This is a genomic window from Vagococcus hydrophili, assembly GCF_011304195.1.
Classification (GTDB): domain Bacteria; phylum Bacillota; class Bacilli; order Lactobacillales; family Vagococcaceae; genus Vagococcus; species Vagococcus hydrophili.
This window is the reverse complement of sequence record NZ_CP049887.1, coordinates 706,711-722,657: the sequence shown is the minus strand read 5'-3', so window position 1 is coordinate 722,657 and position 15,947 is coordinate 706,711. Positions and strand designations below refer to the sequence as shown.

Here is a 15,947-nt window from a genome sequence, read left to right as displayed (position 1 = left end):
ACTCCCTTCAATAAGATTTTTTAATTAAACCATATAACAAAGAGTCTTACAATAAATAAGTAACTTATTTTGTTACTTGTTATAAAAAAGAGTCTATAAAAAAACAACGAGTTATTTAATGAGTTTTTTTAAAGATTCTTTGATAGAATAGAAAGTTATTAAGGAAATAAGGGGGAATTAGGGTGTTAAAAAGATTTATTTCATATTACAAACCATATAGGGCGCTTTTTATACTAGATTTTAGTTGTGCCATTATTGCAGCTATTTTAGAGTTAAGTTTTCCGGTGATTGTGAATCAAGTGATTGATAAAATAATGCCTACAGGGAATTTACGATTGATTTTTATGGTCAGTGCCATGCTATTATTTTTCTACATTATTAATACTGTGTTTCAGTATATTGTTGTTTATTTTGGACATAAATTGGGGACAAACATTGAAACAGATATGCGTAATGAATTGTTTCGTCATTTTCAAAAACAACCATTTTCGTTCTATGATAATCAAAAGACAGGTAAACTAATGAGTCGTCTGACAACTGATTTATTTGAAATTTCAGAAGTGGCCCATCATGGACCAGAAGATATTTTTATAACTATTATGACGCTAGTTGGTTCATTTACCTTGATGTATAACATTCATAGTAGTTTAGCTCTTGCAACTGCGGTGATAGTTCCGTTTATCACGTTAGCATTAGCCTTTTTTAATAAAAAAATGACACGAGTTAATACACAGATTTATGAAAATTTAGGAGAGTTTAACGCAGGCATCGAAGCGAGTGTGAGTGGGATTCGAGTAACGCAAGCCTTTGCTAATGAAGAGTATGAGCAACAACGTTTTTCAAAACTTAATCAACTGTATCGTCAATCAAAATTAGCCTTTTATAAAACGATGGCAGTGAGTTCTTCCTATAATTATTTCTTGATTCGTTTGATTAGTTTATTTGCTTTATTATTTGGTTCTTACTACGTGATTCAAGGAGAAATTACGAATGGGAATTTCGTAGGATTCATCCTTTTATCGAATGTATTTGCTCGCCCAATTGAGAAGATAAATGCGATGTTAGAAAGCTATCCAAAAGGTTTTGCTGGATTTAAACGTTTTACAGAAGAATTAGATAAAAAGCCTGCCATTGAGGACAAAAAAGAGGCTAAAGAAGTTGATTATTTAGCAGGTGATATTAGCTATCAAAATGTTTCTTTTTCATATGATGATGGAACAGAAGTGTTTAATCAGCTCAATTTAGAAATTAAGCGTGGTGAAACCATAGCCTTTGTTGGTCCAAGTGGCGCCGGGAAAACAACCTTATGTCATTTGTTGCCACGATTTTATGAGATAGATTCTGGGAGTATTCAGATTGATGGTCACAGTATTCAAGATATAAAAATGTCCTCATTACGCCAGCAAATAGGGATTGTGCAACAGGATGTTTTCTTGTTTCCAGGTAGTATTAAAGAGAATGTGGCATACGGAAAATTAGGGGCAACAGAAGAAGAAATAGAAAGAGCGGTTGAACTGGCTCATTTAAGTAAAGTTGTTTCAGATATGCCAGATGGGTTGGAAACCATTATTGGAGAACGAGGGGTTAAATTATCCGGTGGTCAAAAACAGCGTGTAGCTATCGCGCGAATGTTTCTAAAGAATCCGCCTATTTTAATTTTAGATGAAGCGACCTCAGCGTTAGATACGGAAACGGAAAAAGTTATTCAAGAATCATTGATGTCGTTATCTGAAGGAAGAACCACGTTAATGATCGCTCATCGATTAGCTACGATTAAGCATGCAACACGGATTATTGTAGTGGATGAAGCAGGAATTGTGGAGGATGGCACACATGAAGCTCTGATAAATCAAAAAGGAGTCTATGAAAAATTATATAATGCTCAATTTAACTAACGATGTCTTTATGATGTCGTTTTTTTATGTTTTAAAAATATATTTAAGGTGTTTTTTATCTGTTTTCTGTAGAAATGGAACGTTTTATAAGGTAACATGTATTTTAGGAGGAGATTTTATGAAGGGAAATAAATTTATGAGTTCAATTGTTTTATTATCTAGCGCTTTTATGTTAGGTACAGTAACAACAATGGCAGAAAATACAACGGAAACAAAAGTTAACGATGAAAAAGTGGTTAACCTGGTTAAAGTTGATTCTAAAAAATCAGAAGAAGTGAAGCCGGAAACAAAACCGGAAGAAGCTAAGCCGGAAACAAAACCGGAAGAAGTGAAGCCGGAAACGAAACCGGAAGAAGTGAAGCCGGAGACAAAACCGGAAGAAGTAAAGCCAGATATAAAAGCTGAAGAAGAAGCATTGAAACAACAAAAAGCAGATTTAGATGCAACAATTAAAGGTTATGTGAATAGTAAGTATGCAACAGTAGAAGAGTACAATGCTGTGATGGCATTAATTAATAATGCTAAAACACAAACTGAAATTGATGAAATTTTTACTAATTTCTATGATACAGTTGTTGTACCAAAAAATTTCCCTATTGAAGAGTTAATCAAAGGTTATGAAGATGAAATTGCTTCGTGGGTAGCGCAAGGGTTAATTAATGGACAAAGTGAAGTTGTTTACTTACATTTTTTAAACAGCGCAACTTCACTTGAAGAATTAGACGTTATTATGGAGATGTTACGAGCAGCAATGGACGAAGCAACACCTCATCCTGAGTTAAGTGAACAAATTGCAGCGATTGATGCGACTGCATTCGGCTGGATGGTTGATGGTTATGCTTCATATGAAGAGTATATTTCACTAATGCTTTTAATTAGTGTGTTAGATAACGCAGCTGATATTGATGCGTTGTTCACTAAATTTTATGATGAAGTCGTTGTACCTAAACAACAAGAAGACGAAGCAGTTGTTAAAGGGTATGAAGATGAAATTACAAGTTGGGTAACGAGTGGTTTAATTTCAGCTGAAGAAGAAACTGAATGGTTATATTATTTAAACTCAGTGGATTCATTAGAAGAGATGGAAGCAATCATGCAGGAACTTAGAGCTATTATTGATGGATTGAAACCAGTAGATCCGGTTGACCCAATTAAACCGGTAGATCCAGTGAAGCCGATAGAACCAACAATTGTTAAACCTAAACCTGGAATTAAAGTAGATCCAGTAGTCGTTCCTAAAGAAAAAATCAAATTTGTTACTACTAGCACGAACAAATCAGCAACAAAACCGATTGTTCTTAAATCAAATAGTGCTTTACCTGCAACAGGTGAAGAAGAAAATATCATGGCTGCCGTTTTAGGTATGTTGATGTTAATGCTATTTGGTAAAATTTATTACAAGAAAGAAACTAACTAAATTGATTAAAAGAAACGAAAAAGTTTAGCGACTTTTTCGTTTCTTTTTTTCTTTAAGTTCGTAAAATATTAGATAAAGAATTTTTTTAAAATTTATGCTAAAATAGAGGATAAGTAAAATCGGGAGAATTATGTAAAAATGAAGGAGGAGTTTTTATTGGGTAAATACAGCGTAGCAATTGTTGGAGCAACTGGAGCTGTGGGTACGAAGATGAAAGAAATGCTTGAAAATAGTTCATTACCAATTGAAAGTATTAAGTTTTTAGCTTCAAAACGCTCAGCGGGTAAAGAAATTTCGTTTAAAGGTGTAACATATCTGATTGAAGAGTTAGTAAATGATTCTTTTGAAGGTGTCGATATTGCCTTATTTAGTGCAGGAGGCTCTATCTCTAAACAATATGCCAATGAAGCAGTCAGACGTGGTTGCGTAGTCATTGATAATACAAGTGCCTTTAGAATGGAAAAAGATATCCCGCTTGTTGTACCAGAAGTGAATTCAGAAGCGTTAAAAAATCATCAAGGCATTATCGCTAATCCAAATTGTTCAACTATTCAAATGATGGTCGCACTAGAGCCGATTCGTCAAGCTTATGGGTTGGATAGAATTATTGTCTCAACGTATCAAGCGGTTAGTGGTGCGGGTATGTCAGCAATTAATGAACTGAAAACACAAACGAGTCAAATGTTAGCGGGAGAAACAAAAGTCGAAGCAAATATTTTACCTTGTTCTGGAGATGAGAAACACTACCCGTTAGCCTTCAATGCCTTACCACAAATTGATGTGTTTTCAGAGGATGATTATACAAATGAAGAGTGGAAAATGGTTAATGAAACGAAAAAGATTATGGAAGATGACACAATTAAAGTGTCAGCAACCTGTGTCCGGATTCCTGTCATGACGGGGCATTCGGAATCTGTTTATATTGAGATTAAAACAGATCAAGTGACGCCAGATGATATCAAAAATATTTTAAGTCAATCTGAAGGAATCATTTTAGAGGATGAGCCAAAAGAACAAATTTATCCTCAAGCCTTAACTTCAGTAGACAAAAAAGAAGTCTTTGTAGGACGAGTTCGTCGTGATTTAGATGTGACGACTGGTTTCCATCTGTGGGTAGTATCAGATAACTTACTCAAGGGTGCTGCCTGGAATTCGGTTCAAATCGCTGAAAGATTACATGCGATGTCTCTTGTGAGAGTAAATAATTAGTAAACAATAGAGATAGAAAAAAGTATCTCTTAATAATAAAAGAAAGAACTTTTGATTAAGTGAGATTAATCAAAAATTGATGAGGTGAAAAAAGAGTGAGTCAAATTAAAATAGTCCCTCTTGGCGGAGTTAGAGAAAATGGGAAAAGTATCTATGTTATCGAAGTAGAGAACGAAATTTTTGTGTTAGACTGCGGACTGAAATATCCAGAGAATGAACAATTAGGAATTGATATGGTAATACCAGATTTTTCTTATTTGATTGAGAACAAAGATAAAATTGCGGGTGTCTTTTTGAGTCATGGACACGCGGATGCTATCGGTGCATTACCTTATTTATTAGAAAATATAAAAGTGCCCGTTTTTGGAACAGAGTTAACAACAGAACTAGCTAAAATAAATGTTAAAAATTACCCGAATACCAAGGATTTCAAAGATTTCCATGTGGTAGATGAGTTTACTGAAATTGATTTTGGTCATGCGGTTATCAGTTTCTTTAGCACGACACATACTATTCCAGATTCAATTGGAATTTCGATTAAGACAGAAGAAGGTAGCATTGTCTACACAGGTGATTTTAAATTCGATCAAAGTGCCACAGATGATTACAAAACAGATTTTTCAAGATTAGCAGAAATTGGTAAAGAAGGCGTATTTGCGCTTCTAAGTGACTCATCTAATGCAGAGAGTGCCCAATTGATTGCATCTGAAAATCAAACGGCAGAAGAAGTTTATGATACGATTCGCTACTGGGAAGGCCGTATTATTGTGGCAAGTGTTGCTAGTAACATTAAACGCGTGCAACAAGTATTGAATGCAGCGGCTAAGTCAGAGCGTCAAGTTGTCTTAACTGGGAAAGATGCGGAACAAATCGTTAAAACAGCGATTAAATTAGGCAAATTGAAATTACCTAATGAAGATTTAATTATTACTGAAAAAGAAATGAAAAACAAAAATCCAGAAAACATTTTGATTTTAGAAACAGGTCGTATGGGTGAGCCTCTTCACTCACTACAAAAAATGGCAAGTAAACGTCACCGTAGTATCAAGATTCAAGAAGGTGATTTAGTTTACATCACGACAACACCAGCTATTTCTGTGGAAACAACAGTGGCTAAGACGGAAGATATGATTTACCGTGCTGGTGGAACGGTTAAAACAATTTCAGATAACTTATATGTTTCAGGTCATGGGAATCAAAATGATTTAAAATTAATGCTTAACTTAATGAAACCAAAATACTTTGTACCCGTTCAAGGTGAGTACCGATTACTTGCAGCTCATGCTGATTTGGCTCATGAACTAGGCATGTCTTACCAAGATATTTTCATTACAGGTCGAGGAGATATTCTTGAATTTGAAAAAGGTCGTTTAAGAATGACAGGTTCAACAGATGCTGATAATGTCTTAATCGATGGTTTAGGTGTGGGTGATATTGGTAATATTGTCTTAAGAGATCGTAAGATTTTATCTGAGGATGGCATTTTTATCGCAGTAGTAACGATTAATCGTCGCGCTAAGAAAATTATTTCAAAACCAAGAATTACCTCGCGTGGCTTTGTTTATGTTAAGACAAGCACTGACTTGATGAAAGAAAGTGAAGCGATTGTTGAGACAGTTGTTTTAGAAAACTTAGAAAAACAAGATTTTGACTGGGGCGTTTTAAAACAAGAAATCAGAGATCAACTAAGTCGTCATTTGTATGAACAAACAAAGAGAAGACCGGTTATTTTACCAGTTATCATGGAATCAAGTCAAAAAAGAAAATAAATAATTAATCATTAGGGGCTGACGCTATTAATTTGTCAGCCTCTTCAATTTGTAGGGGGAGTTATAGAGTGAATCAAGAAAAAACATTAAAGTATCGTTGGTTTAGTTTAGCGGCGATTGGTTTATTTACATTTATGTCAACATTAGATGGTAGTATTGTTAATATTGCCTTACCAACCATCTCAGAAAGTATTGGAGTACCTATGAATCAATCGGAATGGGTTGTTTCAGTTTACTTGATGGCCATTTGTGTGTTTCTGTTGTTTTTTGGTAAAATCGGCGATAGTTTTGGTAAGATTAAAGTCTTTAAAATCGGCACGATTGTTTTTGTGATTGGATCTTTTTTATGTGGGATTCCAGGAAGTCTGAGTTTACTTTTAGTTTCAAGAATCGTTCAAGCGATAGGCGCTAGTATGACAATGGCGACAGGAACAGGGATTATTACTGAAATATTCCCAGCAAGTGAAAGAGGACGTGCTCTTGGTTTAATTGGTTCTTTTGTTTCATTAGGTGCCATTGCAGGACCGGGTGTTGGTGGCGTCATTTTATCTCACTTTAATTGGTCATATATTTTTTGGATCAATGTTCCAGTTGGAATTATTACCTTACTATTCGGTTGGTACTTTTTACCTAAAGAAGAAGAAAAAAGTGGTGAAAGTATTGATTATCTAGGCTTTATCTTATTTGCTCTCTTCATCATGTTATTCTTTGGTGGTATCTTCTTAGGGCAAGAAAAAGGCTTTCTAAACCCATTGATTTTAGGGATGATTGTCGTATCTTTACTCACTTTGTATCTATTTTATCGTCATGAGTCAAATCATGAGAAGCCTCTTGTTCAGTTGAAATTATTTAAAAATAAAATGTTCTCAGTTAGCTTATTTACAGCTACTCTAATTTTTATTACTAACTTTTTTGCGAATGTGATTAATCCTTTTTATTTACAAAATGTGTTAGGGTTAGAAGCTAAAACAGCAGGATTCTTAATGATGGTCTTTCCTTTAGTGATGATTGTTGGCGCACCTTTAAGTGGTTACTTAACAGATAAAAAAGGGCCACATATGATTACTCTAGTTGGGCTGGTGTTACTAACTTTAGGTCAGATTGGTTATTTAGTTTTAGGTGAAGGTTCACCAGTCTTTTTATTTGTAGTAATTATGGCACTTGTGGGTGCAGGAAATGCCATGTTCCAAGCGCCTAATAACACAATCATCATGTCTAGTGTGGATAAATCAGAGTACGGGATTGCGGGTAGTTTGAATTCACTGGCTCGAAATTTAGGAATGGTTATTGGTATTTCTTTATCAACAACTATTCTATATCAATCCATGAGTTCTAATTTAGGTGAAAAAGTAGTAGGGTATGTAGAAGGTAGACCAGATATCTTTGTTTACGGGATGCATATTACTTATATTGTTTCATTTATCATTTGTCTTTTGGCAACTGTCGTAACGATAAGACGTTTTAGACAAGCAAAAAAATAGCATAAAAGAGAGATTCCAAAAATTATAAGTAATTTTTGGAATCTCTTTTTTTCTCATTTTTTGAATATACTTGAATAGCGTTCCCGTTAATCGAATAAATTTCACCTGATGGAGCAGGATTTAACAAGGTTAACTCATAGATTCCAGCTGCGATATCTCTTGCAGAACCAATCTGCCACTCTTTAGGAAAAGGTTGGTGAGTTTGTTGGCATTTTTGTTCAATCATTTCAATAACAGGTAAAGTCATGTCAGTAACAGCGGCAGGAGAAATAGCATTTACTTTAATATTATGAGCTTTCCCTTCTAATGCTAATGTGTGTGATAATCCAATTAATCCAGCCTTACTAGCAGCATAGTTGGATTGTCCAAAAGATCCTGTTATCCCAGCTTGAGAAGTCATAAAGAAGATATTTTTTTGCCCGTCCTGTAGTGTCATTTGTCTAAAAATAGCTTGAGTTATAGAAAAATGAGCAGTGAGGTTAATCTCTATGACATCTTTCCATTGTTCATAAGTCATTTTAAGAAAAGTCTTATCTTCGCAAATGCCACTATTAAAAATATACGTATCAATCTGGTGGAATTTTTGAATAACTGTTTCTACAAATTGAATAGCAGCCGATTGATGCCTAATATCAAAAGTCTCAATGAGCAGATTCGGGTGCTCCGGATAGCAACTTTGTAGATGCTGGGTATTTTTTTCTTGGCTAGAAAAAGTTGCCACACAAAATCCTTTTTTTAAATACCAATCAACTAAGGCACGACCAATCCCTTTTGTACCTCCTGTTATAACAATTACTTTATTCAATAGAAATCTTTCCTTTCCCAATTGTTTTGTCTAAACTACAAACTGTAAAATCATGAGAATATTCATCCAAATAGAGATCGATGGTGTCATTTGCGTAAACTTTATCCAAATAGTAGTAAGATAAGTTATTAAAAATAGGACATCTTAGATAATTAAGTAGGTGATTCTCTATGGTAGCCATTAATTGTATGCCAAAAACAACGCCTTCTAAGTGAATAGGATTTAGATCCATAGAGAAATTTCTATAGGCTAAAATATCCTCCTGGGTAAAAGAAAAACTAGCTATTTTCTTTAATGTAGATCTTTGAGAGACATCTGGCATAGTTTTTTTCTCCTTTTTTTATTAAGAGTTCATATGTCCAAAAACTTATGTCATTTTTGGTTAGTACATCAATTTTATTAAGGGTAACTGAGTAATATTCGTCTAAAATAATCGGGATGAAGTCGTCAATATGCTGTTCAACTAGTAGATGTTGCGTATCCTTTAGGTCATCAACAGTAAAATACCGCCAAAGAGTTAAAAAGTAAGCTTTAGAAAAAGTTGATCCAGAATAATGGACTAACTGATTGAAGCTATTGATTTCTTTTGAATTAATAAAAATTTCTTTAGTTGCCATATGATACCTTTCTGATAAGAAGCGACGTTCCTTGTCCACCACCGACACACATTGAGACAAGTCCTAACTCTAGATTGTTTTGTCTATGGAGTTCAGTGATTAATCGTCTAACAAGTATTGCCCCAGTTGCGCCGAAAGGATGACCAAAAGCTAAAGCCCCTCCTGAAACGTTAATTTTATCAATGGGCCATTGCCCTAGTTTTATACAAGAGAGGGTTTGAGCAGCAAAAGCTTCATTTAATTCAATACGATGGATGTCGCTAATAGTTAGATTATTTTTATTAAGTAATTTATCAGTAGCACTAACTGGTCCGATACCAAAAGAGATAGGTTCTACACCACAAGACACGCCATCAATGATTTCAGCTATAGGTTGAATATTATTTAAACGGCAGAATTCTTTACTAGCTAAAATCATAAAAGAGGCACCGTCGTTGATAGGACAACTATTACCAGCTGTAAGGGTGCCGTTTTTACTAAATACAGAGGGTAATGAATTTAGTTTGTCGAGGGTTGTATTTGAACGAGGACTTTCGTCTTGGCTGATATGATCGATAGGTGTTATCTCCTCAGTAAATCGCCCTTCAGTCAGTGCGCTCTGGTATTTCAATTGACTATTAAAAGCATAGTGATCTTGATCATGTCTAGAGATATCGTATTTTTTGGCTAGTAACTCACAAGCTTCTCCCATTGAAGGATCTCCGTAAGGCTCAACACTTAAAGGCGCTCTTTCCAAAATTTTAGGAGTTTTACCAAAAAGTTGTTGAGGTCGCTCAATTAACCAAGGTGCTCGACTGGAACTTTCAACACCTCCACAGATGATACATTGTGCCATTCCGCTTTTTATTTTTGCTGTTGCGGTAATGACACTCTCTAATCCAGAAGCACACTGCCGATCAATCGTGAAAGCAGGTATTTCCAAGGGTAAACCTGACGTTAGACCAATTCTTCTAGCGATATTTCCACCTCCGCCAATAATATTTCCGACAATAAGTTCATCGATATCATGAAGGTTAACGTTAATATTATTAATCATCTTATTTAGTAAATATCCTCCTAATTGCTCAGGAAGAAACTGTGATAAAGCACCACCATATTTTCCAATAGGTAAACGTGAGCTATCAATGATCATGACAGATTCCATATAATACTCCTCTATTTATAATTATTTTTTTCGCTTTCCGCTTTGATGCATATTTAGTTTTGTAACGGTGTATAGTCGATCTATTTTATAACTAGGATTAAATTTTTTTAAATATCTATTTAACTCGAGTAAAGAAATTTGAGTGTCTTTAAAAATTATCTGAACTTCAACGCGTTCTCCAAAATCAGTATCTTGTTCTCCATAGATAAAACAATCTTTAATTTTATGATGGCTTCTGAGGATATTTTCTAAAAGCTGTGGAAAAAGTTTAACACCTTTTCGATTGATACGAGAATCTTTCCTCCCGTAGTAATAAAGTTTATCTTTGAATTTGCCTAAATCACCTGTTTTGAAGAAATGTTGAGGTGGTTCAATTTTTCCCTGTTGTAAGTATCCTTGAAAGATCATGGGACTAAAGACGTTGATTTCACCAATTCCATTAGTTGGATTATCAATGGTCACTTTAACATTGGGGAAAAGAGTTCCAACGCTATTTTCTAATCTAGTTAGTCCTTGATGATAAGAAATAAAACTCGTCTCAGATGTTCCGTAGAAATCTGAGAGCGTTGCTTCAGGACATTTTTTTGAAAATAAATTTAAATGTTGTTGATTCGTTTGTTCTCCACCTAAAATAACGTCAAAAGTGCCATCTACCTGTTTATTGAGTGCTGTTAAACAATGAGTAAATACAGTTGGAACTGAAAAGATTTGTAGATTATTTCTAACTGATGTTGTTAGTAAGGGGTGGTCAAGTTTTTTTATTCCCATCAAAAAAGTTTGATTAGAAGATAAAGTTTGCATAAGAACATACAATCCTAAAGAATAGTGTAAAGGCGTTAAGCAAGTGACATATTTTTTTGTTGGAAAAACGGAATGAAAGATATCAAAACTATTTTGCCAACTCTTTTTATCTCTAATAAAACCTTTCGGCTCACCAGTCGAACCAGAAGTGAACCCAATAAATAAGGTGTTTTTTGATAAATTCAAGGGTGGGTGTGAGGTTTTATAAAATTTCCCCTCATCTTTTGTTTCCCATAAGAAAGATGAGGGGAAATTTTTTGATAGTTTGCTCACCTGATCTGAAATATCTAGTGGATTGATTGGGATAAAGACTTTTTTTGAAAAAATACAAGCCACTATTTTATAGATTGTTTCAGGTGTTTCAAACATGGGTATAAAAATGAATTCTTCTGTTAAAGAGTCGATGGTTTGTTGGTAATACTGAGCGCTATTTTTTAAGTCACGATAAGAAATAGTTTGTTTTTTAAATAAAATAGCAGCTGTATCTATTTTATTATCTGGAAAATTAATCATTTTTTATGCCGTTTAGTGTTAGGTGTTGCAAACGTTGGTGAATGATCGCTGCAATAATCGCTTTAACGATATCTAAAGGCAGAAAAACAGTGATTGATTTAAGTCCGTTTATTAGAGATGTATGACTATAATAAGCAATCGAGAAACTACCCATGATATTGATAAAAAGTGCTCCACCTATTAAGTAAGCTAAGAAGGTTACTACAAAACTTTTCTTTGTATTTCTTTCGAGAATAAAGCCAATAACTATTGGGCAAAGTAAGTAGCCAATAAAAAAACCAAAACTAGGACTTAAAAAGACAGCGGCACCACCACGACCTCCAGCTAATAAAGGAAACCCAATAAAGACTAAGAATAAAAAGATAGCATTAGTTATAAACCCATATTTTTTACCTAAAAATCCTCCAGAGAGCATAATACTCATATTTTGTATAACGATAGGGACACCAATAAAGGGTAAGGGAATGGAGAAAAAACCAGTCGCGATAATTATTGCTAAAAAAAGTCCCATTTTAGTTATTGTCTGTGTGTTTCGAGTTGAATAAATATTATTGTGCATAAAAATCCTCCTAAAATTGTCACCTTCATAAAAAAAGAAGGTGACAATAATTTAACATATCATTATTGGAAACACAAACTTTTCTTTTTTTCATATTTTTTTAATTTTTCAAAAAAATAGAAAAAACTGTTACAATCGTTGTAATTCATTTTTATGAAAAATCATGATAAAATGGATAAGATTAGTAGATTGGAGAATTGAAACAGATTATTCTTACAACTATAACAACACAAATATGAAAGAATTAGGTGAATCCAGTGAGTGTAACCAAACATGATCAAATTCTTGAATACATAGAGACCTTACCAGTGGGGGAGAAGATTTCTGTACGTGGGATAGCTAAAGAGTTATCTGTAAGTGAAGGAACTGCCTACCGAGCAATTAAAGAAGCCGAGACAGTTGGTTTAGTTTCAACCATTCAACGAGTGGGTACGATAAGAATTGAAAGAAAAATTAAAGAAAATTTTGAAAAACTAACCTTTGGTGAAGTATCTAAAATTATTGAAGGAGATATTTTAGCGGGGCGCAAAGGCTTAGATAAAATATTGAAAAAATTTATCATTGGTGCGATGACAGAAGAAAATATGTTGCGCTATATTACGTCAGGTTCTCTGATGATTGTGGGCGACCGTAAAGGTGTTCAGCGTTTAGCACTTGAAAACGGGGCAGCGGTCCTTTTAACTGGGGGATTTGATGTATCAGAGGATATTCTATCTTTAGCAGACGAGATGGAGATGCCGATTATTCGAACAACGTATGATACTTTTACCGTAGCGACAACGATTAACCGAGCAATCAGTGATCAAATGATTAAAAAAGATATTATGACCGTAGAAGATATTCAGACGCCTTTTGAGAGAACGGTGTATTTAAATGTGAAGGATACGATTGAAGAGTATCATCGACTATCTGAAACAAGTGGCTTTACTCGTTTTCCAGTGGTGAATAAATCTAACCGGTTAGTCGGGATTATTACATCAAAAGATGTGGTCAATAAACAAGCGACCCAACCGATTGAAAAAATCATGACCAAAGACCCAAGACGAGCTAAAAATCATATGAGTGTAGCAAGTATTGGGCATCAAATGATTTGGGATGGGTTAGAGATTATTCCAGTAGTCGAAGATGATTTAACATTAACAGGAATTGTTTCAAGACGAGATGTTATGAAAGCTATGCAGTTAGCTCAAAGACAACCACAAGTTTCGAATACATTATCTGATCAAATTACAGATGAAGTAATTGAAAAAGAAAGTAAGGACAATGGTTTGATTCCTGATTTTTCATTTGTTGTGACACCACAAATGGTGAATAATATGGGAACCCTATCCTTTGGTGTGTTAAATCAAATTATTTCAACTGTGGCTCAAAGAACTATGATGGTAACTTATCATCATAATTCGGTGATTGAACAAATGAGCTTGTATTATTTTAAATTGATTCAGATTGATAGCGAGATTGAACTTAAGCCACGAATTATTGAAGTGGGGCGACGCTCAGCTAAAATGGATGTGGAAGTTTATATTGATAATGTGATTGTGGCAAAAGCAATGATTGTCTGTCAATTAATGGAACAGACATAAAAAGGGAGATTCTAATGGAAATAACACAGCAAATTCTAGAAAAAATTAAAGCATATCAAAAAATCATGATTCATCGTCATCAAAGTCCGGATCCAGATGCATTAGGCTCTCAAGGTGGATTGGCAGAAATTTTGAGAACAACTTTCCCGGAAAAAGAAATTTATGTTATCGGTGGTTCAGTCAACGACTTAGACTATCTGATTACAATGGATCAAGTGGAAGATGAGATGTATCAAGGTGCTTTGGTGATTTCAACGGATACAGCAAATGCGCCAAGAATTAGTGGTGATCAGTACAATCTCGGTGATTACTTACTTAAGATTGATCATCATCCAAACGATGAGCCATATGGAGATTTGTCATGGATTAATACGGAAGCAAGTAGTACGAGTGAGATGATTTATGATTTCTATGAAGCCCATCAAGAAGAATTAACGATGACGCCAGAAGCCGCTCGTCTTCTTTATGCGGGGATTGTTGGGGATACTGGTCGTTTCATGTACCCAGCAACAACGAGTCATACACTGTACGTGGCAAGTAAGTTAAGAGAATTTCCTTTTGATGCAGCCAAGTTAAATCGTCAAATTGATGAAATTACCGTGAAAATCGCTCGTTTATCTGGATATGTTACTGAAAATATTCAGGTGGATGAAAAGGGAGCTGCGATGGTCCTTTTAACACAAGAGGTTTTAGATAAATTTGATGTAGTGGATTCAGAAACACCAGCCATCATTTCAGTGCCAGGACGAATTAAAGATATTAATGCTTGGGGAATTTTTGTGGCACAACCAAATGGCACTTACCGTGTCCGTTTACGCTCTAAAGGACCTGTGATTAATACAATCGCTAAGCGTCATCACGGTGGCGGTCACCCATTAGCAAGTGGTGCCAATGCTCAAGATTTAGAAGAAGTCGCAGAAATTTATAAAGAAATACAAGCAGTAGTAAATCAGAGTGGTGAAAAAGGCGTTTAGGTCCAAGCAACTGGAGCGAATACTAAACAATCCGTGCTTTTGGGGTTGATTAGTATTTGCGAAGTTGCCGTAGGATCTGCCTTTTGAACCCGGACTAAATCAGAGTGATGAAAAAGGCGCTTAGTTCCAATGATGATTAAAGAATAAAAAGAGGGAATTGACGCTTTTGCTGTCAATTTCCTCTTTTTATTATCTTTTTCGATGATAGTTTTTACTGCGAGCTTTTTTTTGTTCTTCTTTAGAAGCGTCCTCTTGGTAGGTGTAAATTTGACTGATTAAGAGTTGTTGTTCTTCCTTCATGTCTTTAATTAAATCCTCTGTTTTTACTTTAGGTTCTTTCTTTTTGAAATTAAACTTAAAATATCTATTCCAAATTTTTCGACTTTCAAATAATTGTGCTAGAATCACTAAAAATGAACCTGAACAAATGACAAGGAAGTAATGGAATTTAAATAAACTTAACTGGTTTAGCCATCCGTTAATCACATCAGGTAGTTGGGCAATCTCTTTGACACTTGAGACGATCGTTTTGACTTGATCGATAACAATTGAAATATCTCTAGGTAAATAACCTAAGGAGAACTCATAATGATAAATAAAGTTTTTCCATTTGTCACCTAGTTGTCCCAGTTGTTTTGGTCCTAAGTGATTCAAGGCATTTTGGACAGTTGTAAAGGTTTCAAGGGAAGTGTTGGCTGTCACAAAAGCATAATAGAAACTGCCAATTAACAAAATGAATAGTCCTAAAACAAGAACATAATCATATTTTTTCCAATATTTTGAGGAATGAACTTTCCAAAGTTTGATTAGAAAATAGATAATCGCACTAACGAAAATGAGAACTTCAATAATAAGAAAGACACCGACTAGTATTGCGCCATTGGTACCTCTTGTAGTGAGCTCATCTAAAGCATGACTACTAGTTAAGATGGCGATGGTATCTGGAATAGAAAAGGAGAGTTGGGTTTGAAAAAGCCCAGATAGAATTCTTTTTTGAAAATAAATTAAAGTGAAATAAATAAGGGTAAAAATAAAACTGTATTTATAAATACTTTGGCGTATTTTTTTCTTAGGTTGCTTCTTTCGCTTTTTCATAATAACCTCCACTAACAAAGTAGGTTTATTTTACCATGAAATGATCATAAAAAGCTGATCTGAATAAATTAATCTAAAATTGTTA

General features: G+C 34.6%; 14 protein-coding genes. 7 read left to right on the top strand and 7 right to left on the bottom strand.

What is annotated here, in order from left to right; all coding sequences use genetic code 11:
- Nucleotides 1-182: 182 nt before the first annotated feature.
- The 5 genes from G7082_RS03480 (at nucleotide 183) to G7082_RS03460 (ending at nucleotide 7,771) form a co-directional block, all read left to right on the top strand.
- The gene (locus G7082_RS03480; protein ID WP_166033837.1) at nucleotides 183-1,895 is read left to right on the top strand and encodes an ABC transporter ATP-binding protein; all 1,713 of its coding nucleotides are present in this window, start codon (nucleotides 183-185) and stop codon (nucleotides 1,893-1,895) included.
- Between the two features lie 118 nt (nucleotides 1,896-2,013).
- Nucleotides 2,014-3,312 carry an LPXTG cell wall anchor domain-containing protein gene (locus G7082_RS03475; protein ID WP_166033836.1) on the top strand — a complete coding sequence of 433 codons (1,299 nt, stop codon included), beginning with the start codon at nucleotides 2,014-2,016 and terminating at the stop codon, nucleotides 3,310-3,312.
- A 156-nt stretch (nucleotides 3,313-3,468) separates the two neighbouring features.
- Entirely contained in the window at nucleotides 3,469-4,521 is a 1,053-nt protein-coding gene (locus G7082_RS03470; protein ID WP_202983128.1) for an aspartate-semialdehyde dehydrogenase, read from the top strand.
- Nucleotides 4,522-4,616: 95 nt separating this feature from the next.
- On the top strand, nucleotides 4,617-6,290 hold the full coding sequence (locus G7082_RS03465) for a ribonuclease J (protein WP_166033834.1): 1,674 nt from the start codon (nucleotides 4,617-4,619) through the stop codon (nucleotides 6,288-6,290).
- A gap of 68 nt (nucleotides 6,291-6,358) precedes the next feature.
- Complete coding sequence (locus tag G7082_RS03460; RefSeq protein WP_238842687.1) at nucleotides 6,359-7,771, top strand: MFS transporter; 1,413 nt, start codon at nucleotides 6,359-6,361, stop codon at nucleotides 7,769-7,771.
- 22 nt (nucleotides 7,772-7,793) lie between these two features.
- On the opposite strand, the gene G7082_RS03455 is transcribed toward G7082_RS03460, so the two are convergent.
- From G7082_RS03455 to G7082_RS03430, 6 genes are read right to left on the bottom strand one after another with little or no spacing between them, the layout of a single operon-like run.
- Nucleotides 7,794-8,576, bottom strand: a complete 783-nt coding sequence (locus G7082_RS03455; RefSeq protein WP_166033833.1) for an SDR family oxidoreductase — start codon at nucleotides 8,574-8,576, stop codon at nucleotides 7,794-7,796.
- On the bottom strand, nucleotides 8,569-8,898 hold the full coding sequence (locus G7082_RS03450; protein WP_166033832.1) for a hypothetical protein: 330 nt from the start codon (nucleotides 8,896-8,898) through the stop codon (nucleotides 8,569-8,571). Before G7082_RS03450 ends, G7082_RS03455 begins: the two co-directional genes overlap by 8 nt.
- Nucleotides 8,855-9,193, bottom strand: a complete 339-nt coding sequence (locus tag G7082_RS03445; protein ID WP_166033831.1) for a hypothetical protein — start codon at nucleotides 9,191-9,193, stop codon at nucleotides 8,855-8,857. The genes G7082_RS03450 and G7082_RS03445 overlap by 44 nt, the downstream gene beginning before the upstream one ends.
- Nucleotides 9,183-10,337, bottom strand: a complete 1,155-nt coding sequence (locus G7082_RS03440) for a thiolase family protein (RefSeq protein WP_166033830.1) — start codon at nucleotides 10,335-10,337, stop codon at nucleotides 9,183-9,185. The genes G7082_RS03445 and G7082_RS03440 overlap by 11 nt, the downstream gene beginning before the upstream one ends.
- A 21-nt stretch (nucleotides 10,338-10,358) precedes the next feature.
- Nucleotides 10,359-11,651 (bottom strand): AMP-binding protein, encoded by a 1,293-nt coding sequence (locus G7082_RS03435; protein ID WP_166033829.1) that lies wholly within the window; start codon nucleotides 11,649-11,651, stop codon nucleotides 10,359-10,361.
- The gene (locus G7082_RS03430; RefSeq protein WP_166033828.1) at nucleotides 11,644-12,210 is read right to left on the bottom strand and encodes a biotin transporter BioY; all 567 of its coding nucleotides are present in this window, start codon (nucleotides 12,208-12,210) and stop codon (nucleotides 11,644-11,646) included. The genes G7082_RS03435 and G7082_RS03430 overlap by 8 nt, the downstream gene beginning before the upstream one ends.
- A 257-nt stretch (nucleotides 12,211-12,467) precedes the next feature.
- Here G7082_RS03430 and G7082_RS03425 point away from each other — a divergent pair, with 257 nt between their 5' ends.
- Together G7082_RS03425 and G7082_RS03420 are read left to right on the top strand one after the other, a co-directional pair.
- Nucleotides 12,468-13,793, top strand: coding sequence for a DRTGG domain-containing protein (locus tag G7082_RS03425; protein WP_166033827.1), 1,326 nt, complete (start codon nucleotides 12,468-12,470; stop codon nucleotides 13,791-13,793).
- A gap of 14 nt (nucleotides 13,794-13,807) precedes the next feature.
- Complete coding sequence (locus G7082_RS03420) at nucleotides 13,808-14,767, top strand: DHH family phosphoesterase (RefSeq protein WP_166033826.1); 960 nt, start codon at nucleotides 13,808-13,810, stop codon at nucleotides 14,765-14,767.
- A gap of 189 nt (nucleotides 14,768-14,956) precedes the next feature.
- Here the strand turns inward: G7082_RS03420 and G7082_RS03415 are convergent, their stop codons facing one another.
- The gene (locus tag G7082_RS03415) at nucleotides 14,957-15,862 is read right to left on the bottom strand and encodes a hypothetical protein (RefSeq protein ID WP_166033825.1); all 906 of its coding nucleotides are present in this window, start codon (nucleotides 15,860-15,862) and stop codon (nucleotides 14,957-14,959) included.
- Nucleotides 15,863-15,947: the final 85 nt, after the last annotated feature.